Annotated in this window: 13 protein-coding genes; 8 read left to right on the plus strand and 5 right to left on the minus strand. The window is 63.3% G+C overall.

Features of this window, described 5'->3' with window-relative positions; genetic code table 11:
- Positions 1-3 precede the first annotated feature (3 nt).
- On the plus strand, positions 4-1239 hold the full coding sequence (locus CPter91_RS01435; RefSeq protein WP_061936012.1) for a CaiB/BaiF CoA transferase family protein: 1236 nt from the start codon (positions 4-6) through the stop codon (positions 1237-1239).
- Positions 1236-2033 (plus strand): methylmalonyl-CoA decarboxylase, encoded by a 798-nt coding sequence (gene scpB, locus CPter91_RS01440; RefSeq protein WP_061936015.1) that lies wholly within the window; start codon positions 1236-1238, stop codon positions 2031-2033. Before CPter91_RS01435 ends, scpB begins: the two co-directional genes overlap by 4 nt.
- A 48-nt stretch (positions 2034-2081) precedes the next feature.
- On the opposite strand, the gene CPter91_RS01445 is transcribed toward scpB, so the two are convergent.
- Positions 2082-3494 (minus strand): MFS transporter, encoded by a 1413-nt coding sequence (locus CPter91_RS01445; protein WP_061936018.1) that lies wholly within the window; start codon positions 3492-3494, stop codon positions 2082-2084.
- Between the two features lie 140 nt (positions 3495-3634).
- On the minus strand, positions 3635-7183 hold the full coding sequence (locus CPter91_RS01450) for a Dyp-type peroxidase (protein WP_061936021.1): 3549 nt from the start codon (positions 7181-7183) through the stop codon (positions 3635-3637).
- A 256-nt stretch (positions 7184-7439) separates the two neighbouring features.
- Between CPter91_RS01450 and CPter91_RS01455 the strand changes: the two genes are divergently transcribed.
- Together CPter91_RS01455 and CPter91_RS01460 are read left to right on the plus strand one after the other, a co-directional pair.
- Positions 7440-8615 (plus strand): JmjC domain-containing protein, encoded by a 1176-nt coding sequence (locus CPter91_RS01455; RefSeq protein WP_061936024.1) that lies wholly within the window; start codon positions 7440-7442, stop codon positions 8613-8615.
- A 332-nt stretch (positions 8616-8947) separates the two neighbouring features.
- Positions 8948-9856: a LysR family transcriptional regulator gene (locus CPter91_RS01460; protein ID WP_061936027.1), complete on the plus strand. Its 909-nt coding sequence runs from the start codon at positions 8948-8950 to the stop codon at positions 9854-9856.
- 18 nt (positions 9857-9874) lie between these two features.
- Here the strand turns inward: CPter91_RS01460 and CPter91_RS26370 are convergent, their stop codons facing one another.
- Positions 9875-10009, minus strand: a complete 135-nt coding sequence (locus CPter91_RS26370) for a zinc-binding dehydrogenase (protein ID WP_150119604.1) — start codon at positions 10007-10009, stop codon at positions 9875-9877.
- Positions 10010-10214: 205 nt separating this feature from the next.
- On the opposite strand from CPter91_RS26370, the gene CPter91_RS01465 reads away from it, so the two are divergent.
- Positions 10215-10913: a dienelactone hydrolase family protein gene (locus CPter91_RS01465; protein ID WP_061936030.1), complete on the plus strand. Its 699-nt coding sequence runs from the start codon at positions 10215-10217 to the stop codon at positions 10911-10913.
- Positions 10914-11155: 242 nt separating this feature from the next.
- Positions 11156-12424 carry an MFS transporter gene (locus tag CPter91_RS01470; protein WP_061936032.1) on the plus strand — a complete coding sequence of 423 codons (1269 nt, stop codon included), beginning with the start codon at positions 11156-11158 and terminating at the stop codon, positions 12422-12424.
- Between the two features lie 208 nt (positions 12425-12632).
- Here the strand turns inward: CPter91_RS01470 and CPter91_RS01475 are convergent, their stop codons facing one another.
- Complete coding sequence (locus CPter91_RS01475) at positions 12633-15176, minus strand: S9 family peptidase (protein ID WP_061936035.1); 2544 nt, start codon at positions 15174-15176, stop codon at positions 12633-12635.
- A 249-nt stretch (positions 15177-15425) separates the two neighbouring features.
- On the opposite strand from CPter91_RS01475, the gene CPter91_RS01480 reads away from it, so the two are divergent.
- Both CPter91_RS01480 and map read left to right on the plus strand, forming a co-directional pair.
- Entirely contained in the window at positions 15426-15692 is a 267-nt protein-coding gene (locus CPter91_RS01480; RefSeq protein ID WP_061936038.1) for a ParD-like family protein, read from the plus strand.
- Positions 15689-16483: a type I methionyl aminopeptidase gene (gene map, locus CPter91_RS01485; RefSeq protein ID WP_061936041.1), complete on the plus strand. Its 795-nt coding sequence runs from the start codon at positions 15689-15691 to the stop codon at positions 16481-16483. The genes CPter91_RS01480 and map overlap by 4 nt, the downstream gene beginning before the upstream one ends.
- 14 nt (positions 16484-16497) lie before the next feature.
- On the opposite strand, the gene CPter91_RS01490 is transcribed toward map, so the two are convergent.
- Positions 16498-17430 carry a LysR substrate-binding domain-containing protein gene (locus CPter91_RS01490; protein WP_061936044.1) on the minus strand — a complete coding sequence of 311 codons (933 nt, stop codon included), beginning with the start codon at positions 17428-17430 and terminating at the stop codon, positions 16498-16500.
- Between the last annotated feature and the right edge of the window lie 40 nt (positions 17431-17470).

The raw sequence follows: 17470 nt of genomic DNA on the forward strand, positions 1-17470 counted from the left end.
CAGATGCAAGCACTGCAAGGTATCAAGATCGTCGACCTCAGCCGCGCGCTGTCAGGGCCGTTCTGCTCGATGGCGCTGGCCGACATGGGCGCCGACGTGATCAAGGTGGAAGCAGGACCGGGCGGCGACATGAGCCGTGGCTGGGGACCGTTCGACCGTGGCGTCAGCACTTACTATCTATCCTGCAACGCCAACAAGCGCGGCATCTGCCTCGACCTGCGCAATCCACAGGGAATGGCGGCGCTGCGGCGGCTGATCGACGGCGCCGATGTCGTCATCGAAAATTTCAAGCCAGGCACGATGGACGCCATGGGGCTCGGCTACGCCGTGCTGAGCGCACGCAACCCGCGCCTGGTGATGGGCAGCATCAATGCCTTCGGCGCCGACGGCCCGCTCAGCGGCTGGCCCGGTTTCGACCAGATTGCCCAGGGCTACTCCGGCATGATGAGCCTGACCGGCTTCGCCGACGGCGATCCGACCCGCACCGGCACCGCCATCGGCGACATGAGTTCCGGCATGTGGCTGGCGATGGCGATCCTGGCGGCGCTGCTGGAACGCCAGCGCACCGGACGCGGCCAGCATGTCGGCAGTTCGCTGCTGGCCAGCCTGGTCGGCTTGCTGAGCGTGCATGGCCAGCGCTATCTGAGTCTGGGGGAAATCCCGCAGCGCACCGGCAATGCCCATTCTGTGATCGCACCTTACGGCGTTTTCGAGACCGCGGACGGTCCGCTGAACCTGGCGCCGATCACGGCCGACATGTGGCTGCGCCTGTGCCAGCTGCTGGAACTGCCGGCGCTGCCGGACGATCCGCGCTTCGCCAGCAACGAATTGCGGGTTGCCCATCGCGACGAGTTGAAGGCGTTGCTGGAAGCGCGTTTGAAGACGCGCAGCAAGCGCGAATGGAGCGAGCGTTTCGTCGCCGCAGGCTTGCCGGCAGGGCCGATCAATACCCTGGCCGAAGTGTTCGCCGATCCGCAGGTCTTGCATTGCCGCCTGGTGCAAAGCACGCAGCATCCAACTCTGGGCGAGCTGCGGCAGGTAGCGACGCCAGTGACCAGCTATGGCGCCGATGCGGACTCCGCGGGCAGCCGCCGCGCACCGCCAGGCCTTGGCCAGCACACGGAGGAAGTTTTGCGTGAAGCCGGATTTGATTCGGCTGCGATTGAAGCGCTGCTGGCCTCCAAGGCTGCGTACCAAGAGGCAGCGTCCGTGGCGGCAGAAATGGAGGTAATGCAATGAATCAGCCAGACAACGTCGCCACAGTCACCAGCCGCATCATCGAAGAGCGGATCGGCCATGTCGTGTTCAGCAATCCGGCGCGCCGCCACGCACTCAGCGCCGATCTGCTGGAGGCGCTGGAACAACGCCTGGCAGAACTGGCCGAACAGCGCCTGCCGGTACTGCTGCTCGGCAGCGGCATCGGCCAGGAAGTATGGAGCGCCGGCCACGACCTGGGCGAACTGGCGCATGACCGCGATCCGATCGCTTACGGCAAGCCGCTGGAACGTGTATTGCGCGCGATACGTTCCTATCCGGGCGTGGTGATCGCGATGGTGTCAGGTTCGGTGTGGGGCGGCGCGGTAGACCTTGTGATGAGCTGCGACCTGGTAGTGGCCGACCGCAGCGCGCGTTTCTCCATGACGCCGGCGAATATCGGCTTGCCCTACACCACCAGCGGCCTGCTGCGTTTCTTCCACAACCTGCCGATCCATGTACTCAAGGAGATGTTCTTTTGCGCGCTGCCGTTGACGGCCGAGCGCGCCGTCCAGTTCGGCGTCGTCAACCGCCTCGCCGAGAGCGGCGGGCTGGAGGCGGAAGCGCTGGAGATGGCGCGCGGCATCGCCGCCAAGGCGCCGCTGGCGGTGCGCGCGGTAAAGGAGCAGCTGCGCATCATGGAAGACATGCAGCCGCTGCCGGTGCAAGCCATGGAGCAGATCGCCGAGCTGCGGCGGCAGGCATGCGCCAGCGCCGATTTCAGCGAAGGGCTGGATGCCTTCGGCGCGCGCCGGCAGCCGCAGTTCCGCGGCGTTTGACCGCTCCGGCAATGCAATCGGCGCTTCCGGCATCTGCATCAATCGCCATCACCTTAACGCCCGCTTCTTCGCAGGCGTCTGTACCTCTGCCATGCGGACCGGCGGCCCGGCGCAAAACCACCACACCAGCGCCGCCGCCAGCGCGACGATGGAGGCGATCCCCAGCACGAGATGCAAGCCATGCTGGAACGGCTGCAGCGTCGTCAGCATCGCGCCGAAAATTGCGACCCCCAATGCGGCGCCGGTTTGCCGCGCGGAATTCAGCACCGCTGCCGCTATCCCGGCGCGGCTTTTCTCGACCGTAGCCATCGCAGGCGCCGTCGCCGCGGGAGAGATGAAGCCGGACGCCAGGCCGATCGCCAGCATCGGCAGGACCGCCAGCCAGTAAGGCGATCCCGGTCCAGCCAACAGCATGCCGGCGGCGCCGCCGGCATACAGGCAGAACGCCGTGCACATCGATGCGCGCGCGCCGAACCAGCCGGCCAGGCGGCCGGACCACAGGCCGCCGGCCGCCACCATCACCGTCATCGGCAGGAACGCCAGGCCGGCCTGCAGCGGCGCATAGCCCAGCTCTCTTTGATAATAGAGGCTGAAGCTGAACAGCATGCCGTAAAAAATCAAGGCGGATGCCATCGAGACCAGCGCCGAAGCGCTGAACAGCCGGTTGCGGAAGAAGGCCAGCGGCAGCATCGGCTGCTGCTGCCGGGTTTCGATCCGGACGAACAGCAAGCCGAAGACGGCGCAGATCAGGATGCCGGCGACGATCGGTGTGGAGCTCCAGCCTAGCAGCGGCGCCTCGATCAGCACGGCGATCAGGCTGCCGAGCGCGATGATCGCCGTCAGCTGGCCGGCGGCATCGAAGTGGCGCGAGCGCAGCGCCTGGCTGCGCGGCAGCCGCCAGGTCAGTCCGATGCCAAGCAGGCCTAGCGGCAGGTTGACGAAAAAGATGCTGCGCCAACCGAACCAGTGGATCAGCAGGCCGCCCAGCAGCGGGCCGGAAGCCATGGCGATGCCACCGCAGCCCATCCACATGCCGATCGCCGCGGCGCGCTTGCCCGGATCGGGATAAGCCTGGTTGATTAGCGACAAAGAACACGGCACCAGCATGGCGCTGCCGACGCCTTGCAGGGCGCGGGCGCAAGCCAGGGTCGCCAGGTCTGGCGCAAAGCCGCACAGCGCCGAGGCCAGCGTAAATACGGCGAGGCCAGCCAGGTAGATGTTCCTGGCTCCCAGGCGGTCGCCGAGCGTGCCTCCCGTCAGGAGAAAGCTGGCGAAGGTCAGGGTATAGGCGTTGACGATCCACTGCAGTCCGCTGACGCCGCTGTTGAAGCTGTCGCCGATCTGCTCCAGGCCGACATTGATGATCGAGGCGTCGAGCAGCACGATGGTGTAGCTGATGCTGGCCGCCGCCAGCACCTGGCGCGCCTGGCGGCTGCTGTCGGTTGCGTTCGGCCTGCTCACGGCAGGTCCTCGGCTATCTTGCTGCCGTGTTGCGCTGTCATTGCTGGTCTCCAGTCAAGGTCTGGAGACCAGTGTACTTTTCCCTCTGCGCCAGATGCTTCGACGCATGGCGAAGCGTGGGCGCAGCAGAGCGCCGCGGGTCACTCTCCGGGCGTGAAATACTGCCGGCGCTGGTGCTGTTCCTGGTGCATCGGGAACATGGTGGCGTAGAACTCGGTCCAGCCGCCCATGCGCACCCGCACCAGGTTGTAGCGTTCCGGATCGTTCACCGCCGCCTGGTAGGTGGCCAGGTCGGCGCAGGTGAGGGTGATCAGGTTGGAGCCGGTTTCGCCGCGCGCATAGGCTTTCACGAAACGCTGCAGCTCCTGCAAGGGAAAGTCCTCTTCGATATTCATGTCGACCGGCGAGGCATTCGACAAGCCGTACTCGATGGAATCGACACGCCAGCTTTTCAGCGCCTGGTAGATGTTGCGGAAGGCCGGCGCGGGCGGCAGGTCTTGCGGCGCCGGCGCCGGCGACAGGTCGGATGCGATCGGCATGCCGTTGCGGCGGCCGTCGGCCGAAGCGCCGCAGGACAGGCCGTCGCCGACATAGCCCTCGAAGGTGCCGATGCCGGGCGTGATCACGAACTCAGCGCTGCCATAGGTGCTGGCGATGCTGTCCAGCGCCGGCTGCAAGGCCGGATGCGGCTGGCGGATCACGTCGACGCAGATGCGCACGGTGTGATCCATCACCCAGGCGCCGAGGGCGTTGACCTCGGCATCGCCGCTGCCCCACTTGGGCAGCGCCAGCGCGGCCGTGCGCAGCTCCTGGTAGCGGCGGCCGCGTTCTTCGGCATCGGCCGGGCCCAGCAGCTGGCTCTGGTAAGGCTCGATCATGTTGAAGCCCCAGTCGTTGATCAGGCAGTCGACCAGTTCCGGCAGGGTAGTCAGGGCAGTAGCGGGATCGAACACCAGTTTCTGGATCGCATACAGCGAATCGATGGTGTTGGAGACGCCGACGCACAGCGGCGCGATCATGTTGAAGCGGGCGCCGCCGGCGGTCAGGTCGCGCCCGGATTCGGCGCAGCCTTCGATCAGCGCCGACAGCAGCGGGCTGGGGCAGATGCCCGCCAGGTTGCCGAAGCCACCCAGGATCACGTTGTAGCTCTGGATGGTGATCCACTCCAGCTGCTTAAGGAAGATTTCCTGCAACTGCTTGAAACTGGCGATCTCGGCCGCCGGCGGCGAGCGGAAGGTCTGCTTCAGCCCGCGCAGGTAGACCGGGCCAGCCTCGCCATAGCAGGCGCCCTGGTTCAGGGTCTGCTCCAGCGCCGTCATCGGCGTCACGTTGTTGAAGGAAAAGCCGGTGGCGCCGGCCAGCATCGGCTCGTAGCAGCCATCCGCGGCATAATCGCGGGACCAGTGCAGCGTCACCTGGCTGCCGGAGGCATGCAGCGCTTTGCACAAGCGATCGTCCTGGTACAGGATAGGATGAGCGCCGCCGGCCAGCAGGCATTTGGCGGCCTCATCCATGATCTCGTCCGGAATGCCGTCGTACACCCGCAGCGACAGCGTCGGCGCGTTGACCGGAATCCGCCGCGCCGCCTTCAGGCACAGCATGGTGACCGGATTGACGCCGCCGGTGGGGCTGGCGTCGTCATTGGCGACATAGCCGCCGACGGTGATCTGCTGCACCCATTGATTGATGCCGCCGCCCTGCGGGAAATTGCCGCCGTAGCCGCACACGGCAGTAGTGCCGTAGTTGACGTAGTCGGTCACCAGGCCGCGGTTGACGAAGGCGTTTTCGCCGATCTTGAGCCACAGGCAATCGATGATTTCCTGCGCCCGTTCGGGCGCGATATTGTCACGTTGCAGCAAGGGCCACAGGATCTGGTCCAGGCGCCCCAGCGAAGTCAATTCGCCCACCAGGTGCAGGCAGCAATGGAAGGAAAACACCAGCTGCACGCCGTCCAGGAAACTGACCGGGGCGTCGCTGCGCAGGTGGCGCAGACGGGCAGCGACGTCGCGCATGTTGTGGGCGTTTTCCGCCGTGCCGGAAAGCTGTGCGGCGTTGGCGGCGGTCTCGGCCAGGACCGCCCAGTTGCCCAGGTATTCCTGTACCCCTTCCAGCGACAGCAGGGCGGATGCGTAGAATTCCAGCCGCTGCAGCAATACGCCGTCGCCGGGCTTGTCTTCTTGCAGCAGCGCCGTCGCTTCCATCTGCTGCTGCAGTTCGGCGATCAGGCCGCCCAGGCCCTGCGTCACCAGTTTCTGGTAATCCGGCACCACATGGCCCATGGCCGACCATTCGTTGAGCTGGCCCTTGAGCCAGGCCGCCACGGTTTCATCTTCGCTCAGGTAGGGCACCACTTCCTTGCCGCGCCCCAGTGTGAAATCGGGAATCACGCCGACCACCAGTTCTTCCGGATAGATGCGCAGCAAGCCGTTCCGGCGGGCGATATCGGATTGCGGACTGGACAGCAGGCCAGCCAGTGTCTTGTGATTGGCCAGCGCCTTGCGCAGCGCCACCGAAGCGGTCAGCGACGGCGCTTCCACTTCAGTCACCAGTTGCGACAGATGCGGCAGGCGCGGGAAAGGATTGCGTTTCAGCCAGCCGTCGTTCCAGTGGGAAAATGCCCGTCCCAGCAGGGCCAGCAGGCGCGGGCTGGGCGGATCGCCGGCAACGTATTTGCCTTCGCTCATCTGGTGCAGATAGTCTTGGCCGTTGTAGAACAGGTAGCCGTTCTTGCTGCGCACCTGCCAGTGCGGATCTTCCTGTACATCGTCGACGGCGGCCGCCGGCACGTTCAGCTCTTGCGCATTCGGTACGTACCAGTAGCTGCCGGCGATGCCTTGCACCACGCTCATCAGACGGTCGGCCGGGCGGTCCGGCAGCTCACCCATCATGTGCTTGATGATGGTTTCGAAGCGCGGCTGGTCGTTGCAGAAGGCGACGAACATCAGGCCCTTTTCGCGCGCTGCGCTACCCGCATGTTCGCCGAACGGCAAGGCCTGGCGCAGCAGCTTGAGGTTGTCGCCATTGCTGTCGAGCACATGCACGCGGCGGATGTGCGCATTGTGGTCGTGCTGCGGCAGGATGGCGCCGGCAGGATCGCGGCCCAGCATGGCGTCCTGGGCGTCGGGCAGCATGTCGCCGATGCTGCTCCACTCGAACAGGAATTTCTGCGTGAAGCCGTAGCATGCGCCCCGGAACTCGCCATCGACCAGGATGTCGGCCGCCAGGCTGACCGGATCGCTGGGATTGGTGATGCCGTCCAGGTAGCGTCCGCCCATCACCTTGCCGTCCGTCCGCTTGCCGATGGCCAGGATCTCGATCTGCGCTGCCAGTGCCTGCAGTCCTGGGCGCACGCTTTCCATCAGCTGGGCGGCGGCCGCGGCATTGTCGGCCTTCAGGTAAAGCAAGACATCGCCGCCGCTGTCGCGCAGCTTGGGCGAGCTGTTCAACACCGTACGCGCTACCGGAATGGCGCGATCGTGCCAGCGGCCCCACAAGCCGGGATCGAAGGCCGCTACCAGGCCGGCCTTGGCCGGCGATGCCTTGGCGGCCTCCGCCAGCGTGCGCACCAGGCTGAGCAATGCCGCTTCGGTGGCTGCGCTGTGGTCATGCAGGGTGATGGTGGCGATCTGGCCGAAAACGGCGCGGGTCAAGAGGCCATACTGGGAGTGTCTGATAGCGTCGATAAACATCTTGAGATCCTTATCTGAACGTGGCACGAAGCCGTGGGAGAGCGATTGCCGCTGGCAGCGGACCGGTGTGGCTAGCTTGTTTTAATTTCTCTGTGGAAATTTATTCTATCGGAAAGCCATGCCGCGGATAGCGGCAATCTGCAGCTACTGTCAAATTTGACAGTAGGCGCCCTGTTGTATTGCAATATGGAAATATTGAGTCTAGTCTTTATGCAAAGCAGCCAGGCTCGGGGCTGCTCTCCGAATCGACGGGGGGATGATGAAAAAACTGGGAATGGCTGACCTGATCCATCCGCTGACGCTGGATGCCTTCATGACGCGCTATTGGCAGAAGAAGCCCTATGTGGGCCACGGCTCGCCGCAGCGTTTCGCCGAAATCGCCGCCATTCCTGAGCTGGCCAGCATCGATGCGCTGCTGGAAGCCTGGCGCGGCGACGCCGACGCCTGGGCCCCGCGCGACACCAAGAATCCGCTGATTAACGCCAGCGCGCGGCAGCTGCCGGCGTTCTATGAAAGCGGCTACACGCTTTATCTCAGCAAGGTCGAGGACCATGTGCCGGCGCTGGAGCCGATCGCACGCAAGCTTGAGCGCGACCTCGGCCTGCGCCAGGACGACGTGTATTTCGAAGCCTTCATTTCCAAAGGCACCGGCTCAGGATTTCATTTCGATCCTAACGTCACCATCAACATCCAGCTGATCGGCAGCAAGCAATGGTGCGTCGCTGAAAACAAGCACCTGGTCAACCCGCATGTCGGCTGGTCGGCCGGCGCCGAGGTCAACGAGCACATGCAGCGCTATGCGCGCCAGCCTTTCCCGACGCGCATGCCGCCCGGCTGCCGGCGTTTCGAGGCCAAGCCCGGCACCCTGGTGTATCTGCATCCCGGTTACTGGCATTGCACCCTCAACCACGAGCCGTCCCTGTCGCTGCTGTTCACGATCAATCCGCCTTCCTGGACCGATCTGCTAATGGATGAAATCAGGGACTTGATGCTGAAGCACGACGCCGGCCGCGAACTGGCCTTCGGCCTTGCTTCTACCAGCGGCCATGAACAAAAGCGGCAACGCCTGCAAGACCTGATCGATGCCGCCGGCGAAGCGGTGGCGCAACTGTCCGCCGACGACTTGCTGGCCGACTGGGGCGGCACGCTGACTGCCTCGTTTGAACGTAATCCGCAGATCGCCTGTCGCGTCGACGCCGGCCGCAGCGGCCAGGACGATGTGCTGGTGATCCAGTCCGGCCGCAAGCAAGAGCGCAGCGTGCTGGCGCCGGATGCACGGCAGGTGCTGAAATGGGTCAGCGCGCGCAAAAGATCTTTCCACGGCCATCAGGCCGCCGAGGCCACGACGGCCGTGGCCACCACGCGGGTGGCGGAAATACTGGAACAGTTCGCGGATGCCGGCTTGATCGTTAGGGAGGGCAGTAGTGCCTGAGGCGAGGGACTCCCGCGGCGCCAGCCGCGGGAGCGCCAGGGTAGCCGGCCGCGCATCGAACAGCTTGGAGGTTCAAGGCAGGTCTTGGGCGGAAAATCTTGATGGGCGATCGGATCATTGAATGCCGCCCGAAAGATATAATTAAGCGGGCAAGCCAAGCTCCGTGAACATATCCGCCGGATACAGCAGCGTACGACGCCCCGGGCAATACAGACGGGATGCGTCGTTCTCGCCGGCGCTCCGCCGCAATCTAGCCCCTTTCATTGAAAGCTGAGCAACATGCTTCCGATCGCCGCTACAAATTTCCTGTCTCCCCATGCAGGAATTGCCAAGTGAAGGGCGTCACCATTCACCAGTTGCGCTGTTTCGATGCCGTGGTCGAGGAGGGCGGCTTCCAGGCGGCGGCGGAAAAATTGCATAGAACGCATCCGACGATTTCCGCGGGGGTCAAGGTGCTGGAAGAGCAATTGGGTATTTGCCTGCTGGACCGCAGCGGCTATCGCGTCACCCTGACCGAAGCCGGCCAGGCCTTCCATCATCGTGCGCAATTGCTGTTGCGCGAAGTCGAGGGATTGGGCGGATTCGCCGCCAATCTGGCGGCAGGCGAAGAGTCCGAGCTGCGAGTCGTGATTGGCGATCTTTGTCCGCTGCCGGAGATAGTAGGCCTCCTGCGCAAATTCTTCGACGGCCGCAAGACGCACTTGCATCTGCACTTCGAAGCGATTTCCGGCCCCTGGGAACGCTTGTTCGACGATGGCGCCGATCTGATCTTCCATCACATTGACCAAAGCGATGCGCGCATCGACTTCATCGAACTATCCGCTGTGCGCCTGGTGCCGGTGGTGGCGCCGGGTTTCCTGGATTTTCCGAAAAGCGGCGAGGTCACGCAGCGCCAGATGCGCGACCGCGTGCAGTGCATCATCCGCGATACGGCGCGTCATTCGCCGCAGCAGAATTATTTCTTGATCGACGGTTCTCCGCGTTGCACGGTCGACGATCAGTTCATGAAAAAGGAAATCATACTGCAGGGCATGGCGTGGGGCCACATGCCATTGTTCATGGTGGCGCAGGAGCTGCAAGACGGGCGGCTGCTGTCGATCGCCGGCAAGCATTTCCCCGGCAATAGCGTGAGACTCGCCGCCGCCCGCCTGCGCAACGGTTCGCACGGCCCGGTCGCCAGCCGCCTGTGGGACTATATCGCGGAGCAGGCTGACAGCCTGGCGCTGGAACACGCGCCATGACAATGCCGCTTGCGCGGCTTACAGCAACACGACGATTTTTCCATGCACCGAGTTCGATTCCATCAGGTCGTGCGCCTGCGAGATCTCGTTGAAAGGAAGGATTTTCTGAGGCAATGCCTTGTAGATGCGGTCGGTGACGTGAATTTGAAACAACAAAGTTTCGACACACATTGTAGATTTCCCGCCCCTGGCGGATGCTTGCCACGCGCCAGGCGATGGAAAACGGCCTGCGCCGGCTTCTGGTAGCATGTTGCTCGGACATGGCTGCCGAACCCCGCCTGGCACAGATGATTCCAGGCGCCGCAAGCTGTATCCCCCTGCAACACCCGACATTCATTTCACCCGGATAGGAATCATCATGAGCATTACCACCAAATGGATAGACATTGAAGCCGCCGATGGCACGTTCGGGGCCTACCTGGCCATCCCGCACACCGGCAAAGGTCCCGGCATCGTGCTGCTGCAGGAAATCTTCGGCGTCAACGAACACATCCGCACGGTTGCCGAGCAATACGCGAACGACGGTTACGTAGTGCTGGTGCCGGACTTGTTCTGGCGCATCGAAAAGCGTATCGAACTGGGCTATGACGACGCCGGCTGGAAACGTGCCGCCGAGCTGATGCAAGCCACCGACGTCGCCAAGGCGCAATCGGACATCGCTCTGACTGTCGCCGCCCTCAAGGCGCAGCCCGCCCTGGACGGCAAGTTGGCGGTGATCGGCTATTGCTTCGGCGGCAGGCTGGCGTATCACGCCGCGGCCGACGGCCTGGTCGATGCCGCGATTGCGTATTACGGCGGCGGCATCCAGAACCAGCTGCAGCGCGCCGACGAGATCAAGGTGCCGCTGCTGATGCATTTCGGCGCTGCCGACAGCCACATCCCGCTGGACGCCGTGCAGAAAATCGCCGAACGCTTCGAAGATAACGACGATGTCGAGGTCCATGTCTATGCGGACGCCGAGCATGGCTTCAACTGTTCGCACCGGGCCAGCTATAACCAGCGTGCGTCAGTGGAAGCACATGGCAATTCCTTGACTTTCCTGAGCGACCACCTGTAACTATTCCGTGCAACTGTACTGTCGTCCCCGCGAACGCGGGGACCCAAGTTACTAGCCGATGTCATGAACATGGATTCCCGCGTTCGCGGGAATGACCGGGACGCGCAGTCGGGGTCGCCTAGACGGGGTCGCTTAGACCGGGTCGCCCAGACCGGAACGCGCAGCTGGCGTCACGCCAAAGCCGCAAAAAAATTATTTTCTTGTCGCTGCAATATCCGCTGTTCTGAAACGTCTCCCATGTCATGAACCCAATATCAACTTCTCCGCCTACGCAGCCAGTCAAGCAGTTCTCCCGCTACCAGAAATTTGTAGTCGGCATGCTGGCCTTCCTGCAGTTCGCCGTGATCCTCGATTTCATGCTGATGTCGCCGCTGGGCGCACTGATCATGCCTGCGCTGGCGATCGAGCCGAAGCAGTTCGGCCTGGTGGTGTCGGCGTATGCCTTCAGCGCCGGCATTTCCGGTTTGCTGACAGCCGGCTTCGCCGACCGCTTTGACCGCAAGAAACTCCTGTTGTTCTTTTATACCGGTTTCATCATCGGCACCTTGTGGTGCGGGCTAGCGCAAAGCTTTGAGATGCTGCTGCTGGCGCGCATCGTCACCGGTCTGTTCGGCGGCGTCATCGGTTCCGTCGTGCTGGCCATCTCGACCGACCTGTTCCCGCCGCAGATGCGCGGGCGCGTGATGGGCTTGATCCAGACCGCCTTCGCCGCCAGCCAGGTGCTGGGCATTCCGATCGGCCTGTACCTGTCCAACCGCTGGAACTGGCATGTGCCGTTCCTGGCGATGGCCGGCCTGGGCGTGTTCGGCGGACTGTTCGTGGCCTGGCGCATGCAGCCTGTCAATGCTCACCTGGGGCTGCCGCAGGAACATAGTCCGTGGATGCATCTGTTCCACACGCTGACCGAGCGGCGCTACCTGATGGCCTTCGCCACCACCTCGCTGCTGACCACCGGCGGCTTCATGCTGATGCCCTTCGGCAGCGCGTATGCCGTCAACAACCTTGGCATCAGCCTGCACGACCTGCCGACGGTCTATCTGGTGACGGGCTTATGCACCATCTTCATGGGCCCCTTGATCGGCAAGGCCGCGGATGCCTTCGGCAAATTCAGGGTGTTCATGCTGGGTACCGCGCTGTCGATCACCATGGTGCTGATCTATACTCATCTCGGCCCGACCTCATTGGTGGGCTTGATTGTGGTCAATGCGATTCTGTTCGTCGGCATCTTCTCGCGCATGATTCCCTACCAGGCGCTGGTGTCGTCGGTGCCGTCGGCGACACAGCGCGGCTCGTTCAGCGCCATCAGCGCCTCCATCCAGCAACTGTCGGGCGGTGTTGCTTCGGTCGTCGCCGGCCACATCGTCACGCTCGGGGCGGACGGCAAGCTGCAGCATTTCGACGTGCTGGGCTACGTATTGGTCGGCACCTCGCTGGCAGCCTTGCTGCTGCTGTGGCGTCTTCAGCGCAGCCTCGGCAACGTGGCGACGCCGTTGCCGGCAGCGGCTCCTTAATACAAAGGCTTGTTCAGATTTCTCTGTGGGCAAGAGGGAGATTATCCTTGCCAGGAGGTAGGGTGGGCACGCTTCTGTGCCCACGCGGATACCGCTACAGCGTGGGCACAGAAGCGTGCCCACCCTACGCACTGCTCCTTGATCGCGAAAAAAAAGCCAGCCGATGAGGGCTGGCTTTTTTTCGCGATCAAGGATATTCCCTGCGTTGCTAAGGTGCAGCAGTCGCCGCCGGCGTACGTGGCGGCGCGTTCTTCACGTAAGTGTCGAACCAGCGCAGCATCTCATACACCAGCTGCTCGTTCGATTCCTTGGCAGCATACCAGTGCGGCTCATGCGGCAGCATGACCAGACGCGTGGTGCCGCCGTTGCCGCGGATCGCTTCGTACAGTTTGCTGGCCTGCAGCGGCGTGGTGCCGGGATTGGCATCGTCGGCGCCATGCACGATGAGGATGGGCAGTTTCATCTTGTCGGCGTAGAAGAAGGGTGAAACCTTCAGGTACACGTCCTGCGCTTCCCACACCGAACGCTGCTCGCTCTGGAAGCCGAACGGCGTCAGCGTCTTGTTGTAGGAGCCGCTGGTGGCGACGCCGGCGCGGAACAGATCCGAATGCGCCAGCAGGTTGGCTGTCATCAGCGCGCCATGGCTGTGGCCGGTGACGCCGATGCGCTCGGGATCGGCCACGCCCAGCCGCACTGCTTCGTCAACAGCGGCCTTGGCGTCGGCCACCAGTTGTTCCATATAGGTGTCGTAGGCCTTCTTCGGATCGCCGACGATAGGGAAGGCGGCGTTATCGATGATGGCGTAGCCCGCCAGCAGCAGCAAGCGATACTGGCGCAGGCGCGTGAAGGTCTCTTGCGAGCCGGTGGTCTGGCCTGCCTTGGAAGCATCGGCGTAGTCGAGCGGATAGGCGTACAGGATGGTCGGCACGCGCTGGCCTTCCTGGTAGCCGGGTGGTGTGTACAAGGTGAACGACAAATCCAGGCCGTCGGCGCGTTTGTATTTCACCAGGCGTTTCTTGATCTGGCGCACCACAGGCGTCGGATCAGGAATATGGGTGATGGCGGCGCTGCTCGAGGCGACGGCAGCTTCGCCGGCGGCGGCGTCAAGCGGCGCGCCGACAGTGCGCAGGAAGGCATTCGGCGGATCCATCACCGACTGGCGCCAGGTCAGGAAATTCTGCGCCCCTTCTCCCGCGAACCCCAGGAACTGCTCATACGAGGATTTGTCGCTGCGGAACAGGCGTTCCGATTTCAGCGTCTTCAGGTCGAGCTTGTCGAGGAACGGGCGGTCGCCTTGGGGCGAAGCGCCGGCGCCGCTGAGGAAGATCGCGTCGCCATCCTGGCGCAGCACCGCGGCGCCGTTAGGCAACAGGCGCCGAACCGGGCTGCCCGGATTCGCATATTTCTCGTCGGTCGACAGATCCCACAGCAAGCGCGGTTTCTGCTGTGCGTCGTCGACATTGATCAGGAAGCTGCGCCGCCAGTGGCGGTTGAAATCGTAGTCGGTCAACAGCGCAAGATCCGGATGTTCGGTCCAGGAGATGCCGACATAGCGTTGCTCGGTGCGGGTGAATTCCAGCGGTGCGGCATCGAACGGCGCCTTGGACAGCATCAGCTTGTCGCGCGCCGGCACCTTGACCTTCCAGTCGCCGCCGTCGAGCGCTTCGGCCCAGATCAGGGTCGCCGGGTCGGTAGAGCGCCAGGTAAAGTCGCGCGGTCCGAGCGCTACGCCGCCGATCGGTACCCGGTCTGCCAGCGGCAGCGAGGCGATCTGATGCACGGCGATGCTGGGACGCTTGGCGAGATCCCAGACTTCCACCTGGTGCGGGAAGCGGTCGAAGGTGGTGACATAGGAATAAGGCTTGCGGATAGCGCTGACCAGCACATGCCGTCCATCCGGCGCCGCTTCCACCGTTTCGTAACGGCCGACGGCGCCGACTGGCGTCACCGCCAGGCTGCCGGCATCCACCAGCGCCAGTTGCGCCGCTGCGTAGTAATCGAACAGATCCTCATCGTGCTGGTTGCCCAGCGTATCGCGGTTTTCATAGGTGCTGCTCTGTCCCTTGCCGCCATCCGATTCCTGGATGCTGGGGCCGGCCGGGATCACCGGTTCCGGCGGCGGCGGACCCATGCGCGCGGGAACCAGCTTGACCAGCAAGGTTTTCTGGTCAGGCATCCATTGCAGCTGGTCTTCCAGCATCGGGTTCAGGTGCGCGCCCGGCACGCGCCGGATGGCGCCGCTGCTGGCGTCGCCAACCCACAGGTCGACCGAATCGGCGGTGATGTTTTCAAAGGCGAAGCGTTTGCCGTCGGCGCTCCACAGCGGCCGGCCTGGGCAGGCGTCGGCTGGAAGGGCGATACGGGTCTGCGCGCCATCCGGGACATGCACCAGTTCAAAGCTGCTGGCGCAAGGCGTGATGCCATAGCCGCCCGGGGTGTCGTGCTTGCTGTGGTTCTTCGGTTCGACGCGCACCCCAGCCAGCCGCAGGAACGGCGCCGCCACCCGGGAAATCGACGGGTAGTCCTGCCAGGACACCAGCAGCATGCGGTCGTGGGTTGGGCTCAGCACTGGCATAGGCGGCGATGGCGCGCGCATGACGTCGAGAATGTTCTTGGGCGGCTGGCTGTAGCCGGCGGCGGAACTGGCCGCTGGCGTTGACGTTGGGGCCGCCGGTGCTGCCATCGCAGCAGACGTGACGCCGGCCGCCAGCAGCGTGACCCAGAGACAGGTCAGGGGGGATTTTATTGCCATTAGTGTCCTCAGTTTTGTTTCGGATGCAATATGGGGTCTGTCAACTTGGTATGTGACCCTATTGATATTGCCATTCGAGACTGAAAAAGGGGCCATCTTTAGCGATTTTTTTAACAATTCGATGCGCCATCGGCAATGACGGTATGCGTGTCTCGGGTCCGGCCGCATGAAATCCAGTACGGATTTGACAATGGCGAGTGACGTGATAATATACGTTCCATATATGAATCGTATAAATAAAGGGTCATCATGGGCATCGTTAAAATCTCCGATCTAATGCACGACAACCTGCGCACCGCGAGCGACGCGCTGAGCCGCTCCATCAACGCCCAGGCCGAACACTGGATGCGTATCGGCATGCTGTCCGAACTGCATCCAGGGCTCTGCCACGGCGATATCTGTCAGCTGATGATGCGCGCCAAGCAGGCTGGCGACCAAAGCCTGGCGTTCTTCACGCAAGAGCTTGCGCCCCCGGTGACGGCGGCGCCGAAAGTAGCGCGCAGGGTGGTGCGATGAGCCGCGCGGGTCAGATCAAGTCGGCGGCGGACATCGCCAAGCTGCGTATCGCCGGCGCCCTGGCTGCCGATGTCTTGCTGATGATCGCGGAACATGTAAAACCGGGCGTCACCACGGATGAGCTGGATCGGCTGTGCCATGACTACATCGTCAATGTGCAAAAGGTGATACCGGCCAATGTCGGCTACCACGGCTTTCCGAAAACGGTATGCATTTCGGTCAACGACGTGATCTGCCACGGCATCCCGTCAGAGCAGGAAGTCTTGAAGGATGGCGACATCGTCAATATCGACGTTGCCGTCATCGCCGACGGCTGGTTCGGCGACACCAGCCGCATGTATTTCGTCGGCGAGCCCAGCGCGCTGGCGCGCCGGCTGGTCAACACCACTTACGAGGCGATGTGCGCCGGCATCCGGCAAGTGCGCCCCGGCGCCACGCTGGGCGACGTCGGCCATGCGATCCAGAGCGTGGCGCAGCGGGAAAAATTCAGCATCGTGCGCGAATATTGCGGGCACGGCATCGGCCAGATCTATCACGAAGACCTGCAGGTGCTGCACTACGGTAATCCGGGCGAAGGGTTGCGCCTGAAGCCTGGCATGGTCTTCACCATCGAACCGATGCTCAATGCCGGCAAGCGCGAAACCCAGGAGCTGGACGACGGCTGGACCGTGGTCACGCGCGATCATTCCTTGTCGGCGCAGTGGGAGCACATGGTGGCGGTGACGGACAATGGCTTTGAAGTGCTGACGCCGTGGCCGGATGGCACCGGCGCCTATCCGGCGATTGCCTGACGGCTTTAGCGGCTTCAGTCGCTGCCCGACAGCAGCGCAATCCTGGCCGGCAACTCGGTTTTCAGGAATTCGATATACGCCCGCACGGCAGGTACTACGCCGCGCCGGGTAGGGAATACCAGGCGCACCTGGCCCGCCGGCGGGCGCCAATCCGGCAACACGCGTTGCAGCGATCCTTGCGCCAGCTCTTCCGAGCAGATGTGGCAGGGCAGGGCGGTCACGCCCATGTGCGCCAGCGCCGCCTTTTTCAGGAGCCGGATGTTGTCGCTTCTCATGCGCGCCTTCAACTTGACGATCTGCTGTGCGCCGGCCTGGTTCTGCAGGCGCCAGGCCGGTGCGTCGTCCTCCATGCCGAAGACCAACGCGTCCAGCGTGGCCAGCTCGGCCGGGGATGACAGCTGTCCGGCGTGCGCCATGAAAGACGGGCTCGCAAAAAGTCCCCAAGGCGTCGCGCACAAATTGGCCTGGACCAGGCTGGAACTCTCTAGCGGCAGGGAGTTGATGCGCAAAGCGACGTCGATTCTTTCTTCGATCAGGTCAACGTTGCGATTGGTAATTTGCGTCATGACCTGGACCTTGGGAAACTTGGCCATGAAGCGCGGCAAAAGATCGCTCAGCACCAGATCGACCATGCCGTCGGGCGCGCTGACGCGTATCGTCCCTACCGGTTCGACCAGGGTGCGCAGCACCACATCTTCGGCGGCCTGTGCTTCGGCGATCATCGCCACGCAACGCTGGTAGAACTCGGCGCCGACGTCGGTCAGCGCGATCCGGCGCGAGGTCCGGTGCAGCAGGCGGACGCCGAGCAATTTCTCCAGTTCCGCGATGCGCCGGCTCAGCCTGGATTTCGGTATGTCCAGGGCATCTGCCGCCGCGGTGAAGCCGCCGTGGTCGGCTACCTGGACAAAGAAATACAGATCGTTCAGGTCGATAGTCAGTTTGCTCATCAAAAGTTCCGCCTTTATCGTTCTATATACAGAACGGAAG

Source organism: Collimonas pratensis, assembly GCF_001584185.1.
In the GTDB taxonomy this organism is placed as follows: Bacteria; Pseudomonadota; Gammaproteobacteria; order Burkholderiales; family Burkholderiaceae_D; genus Collimonas; species Collimonas pratensis.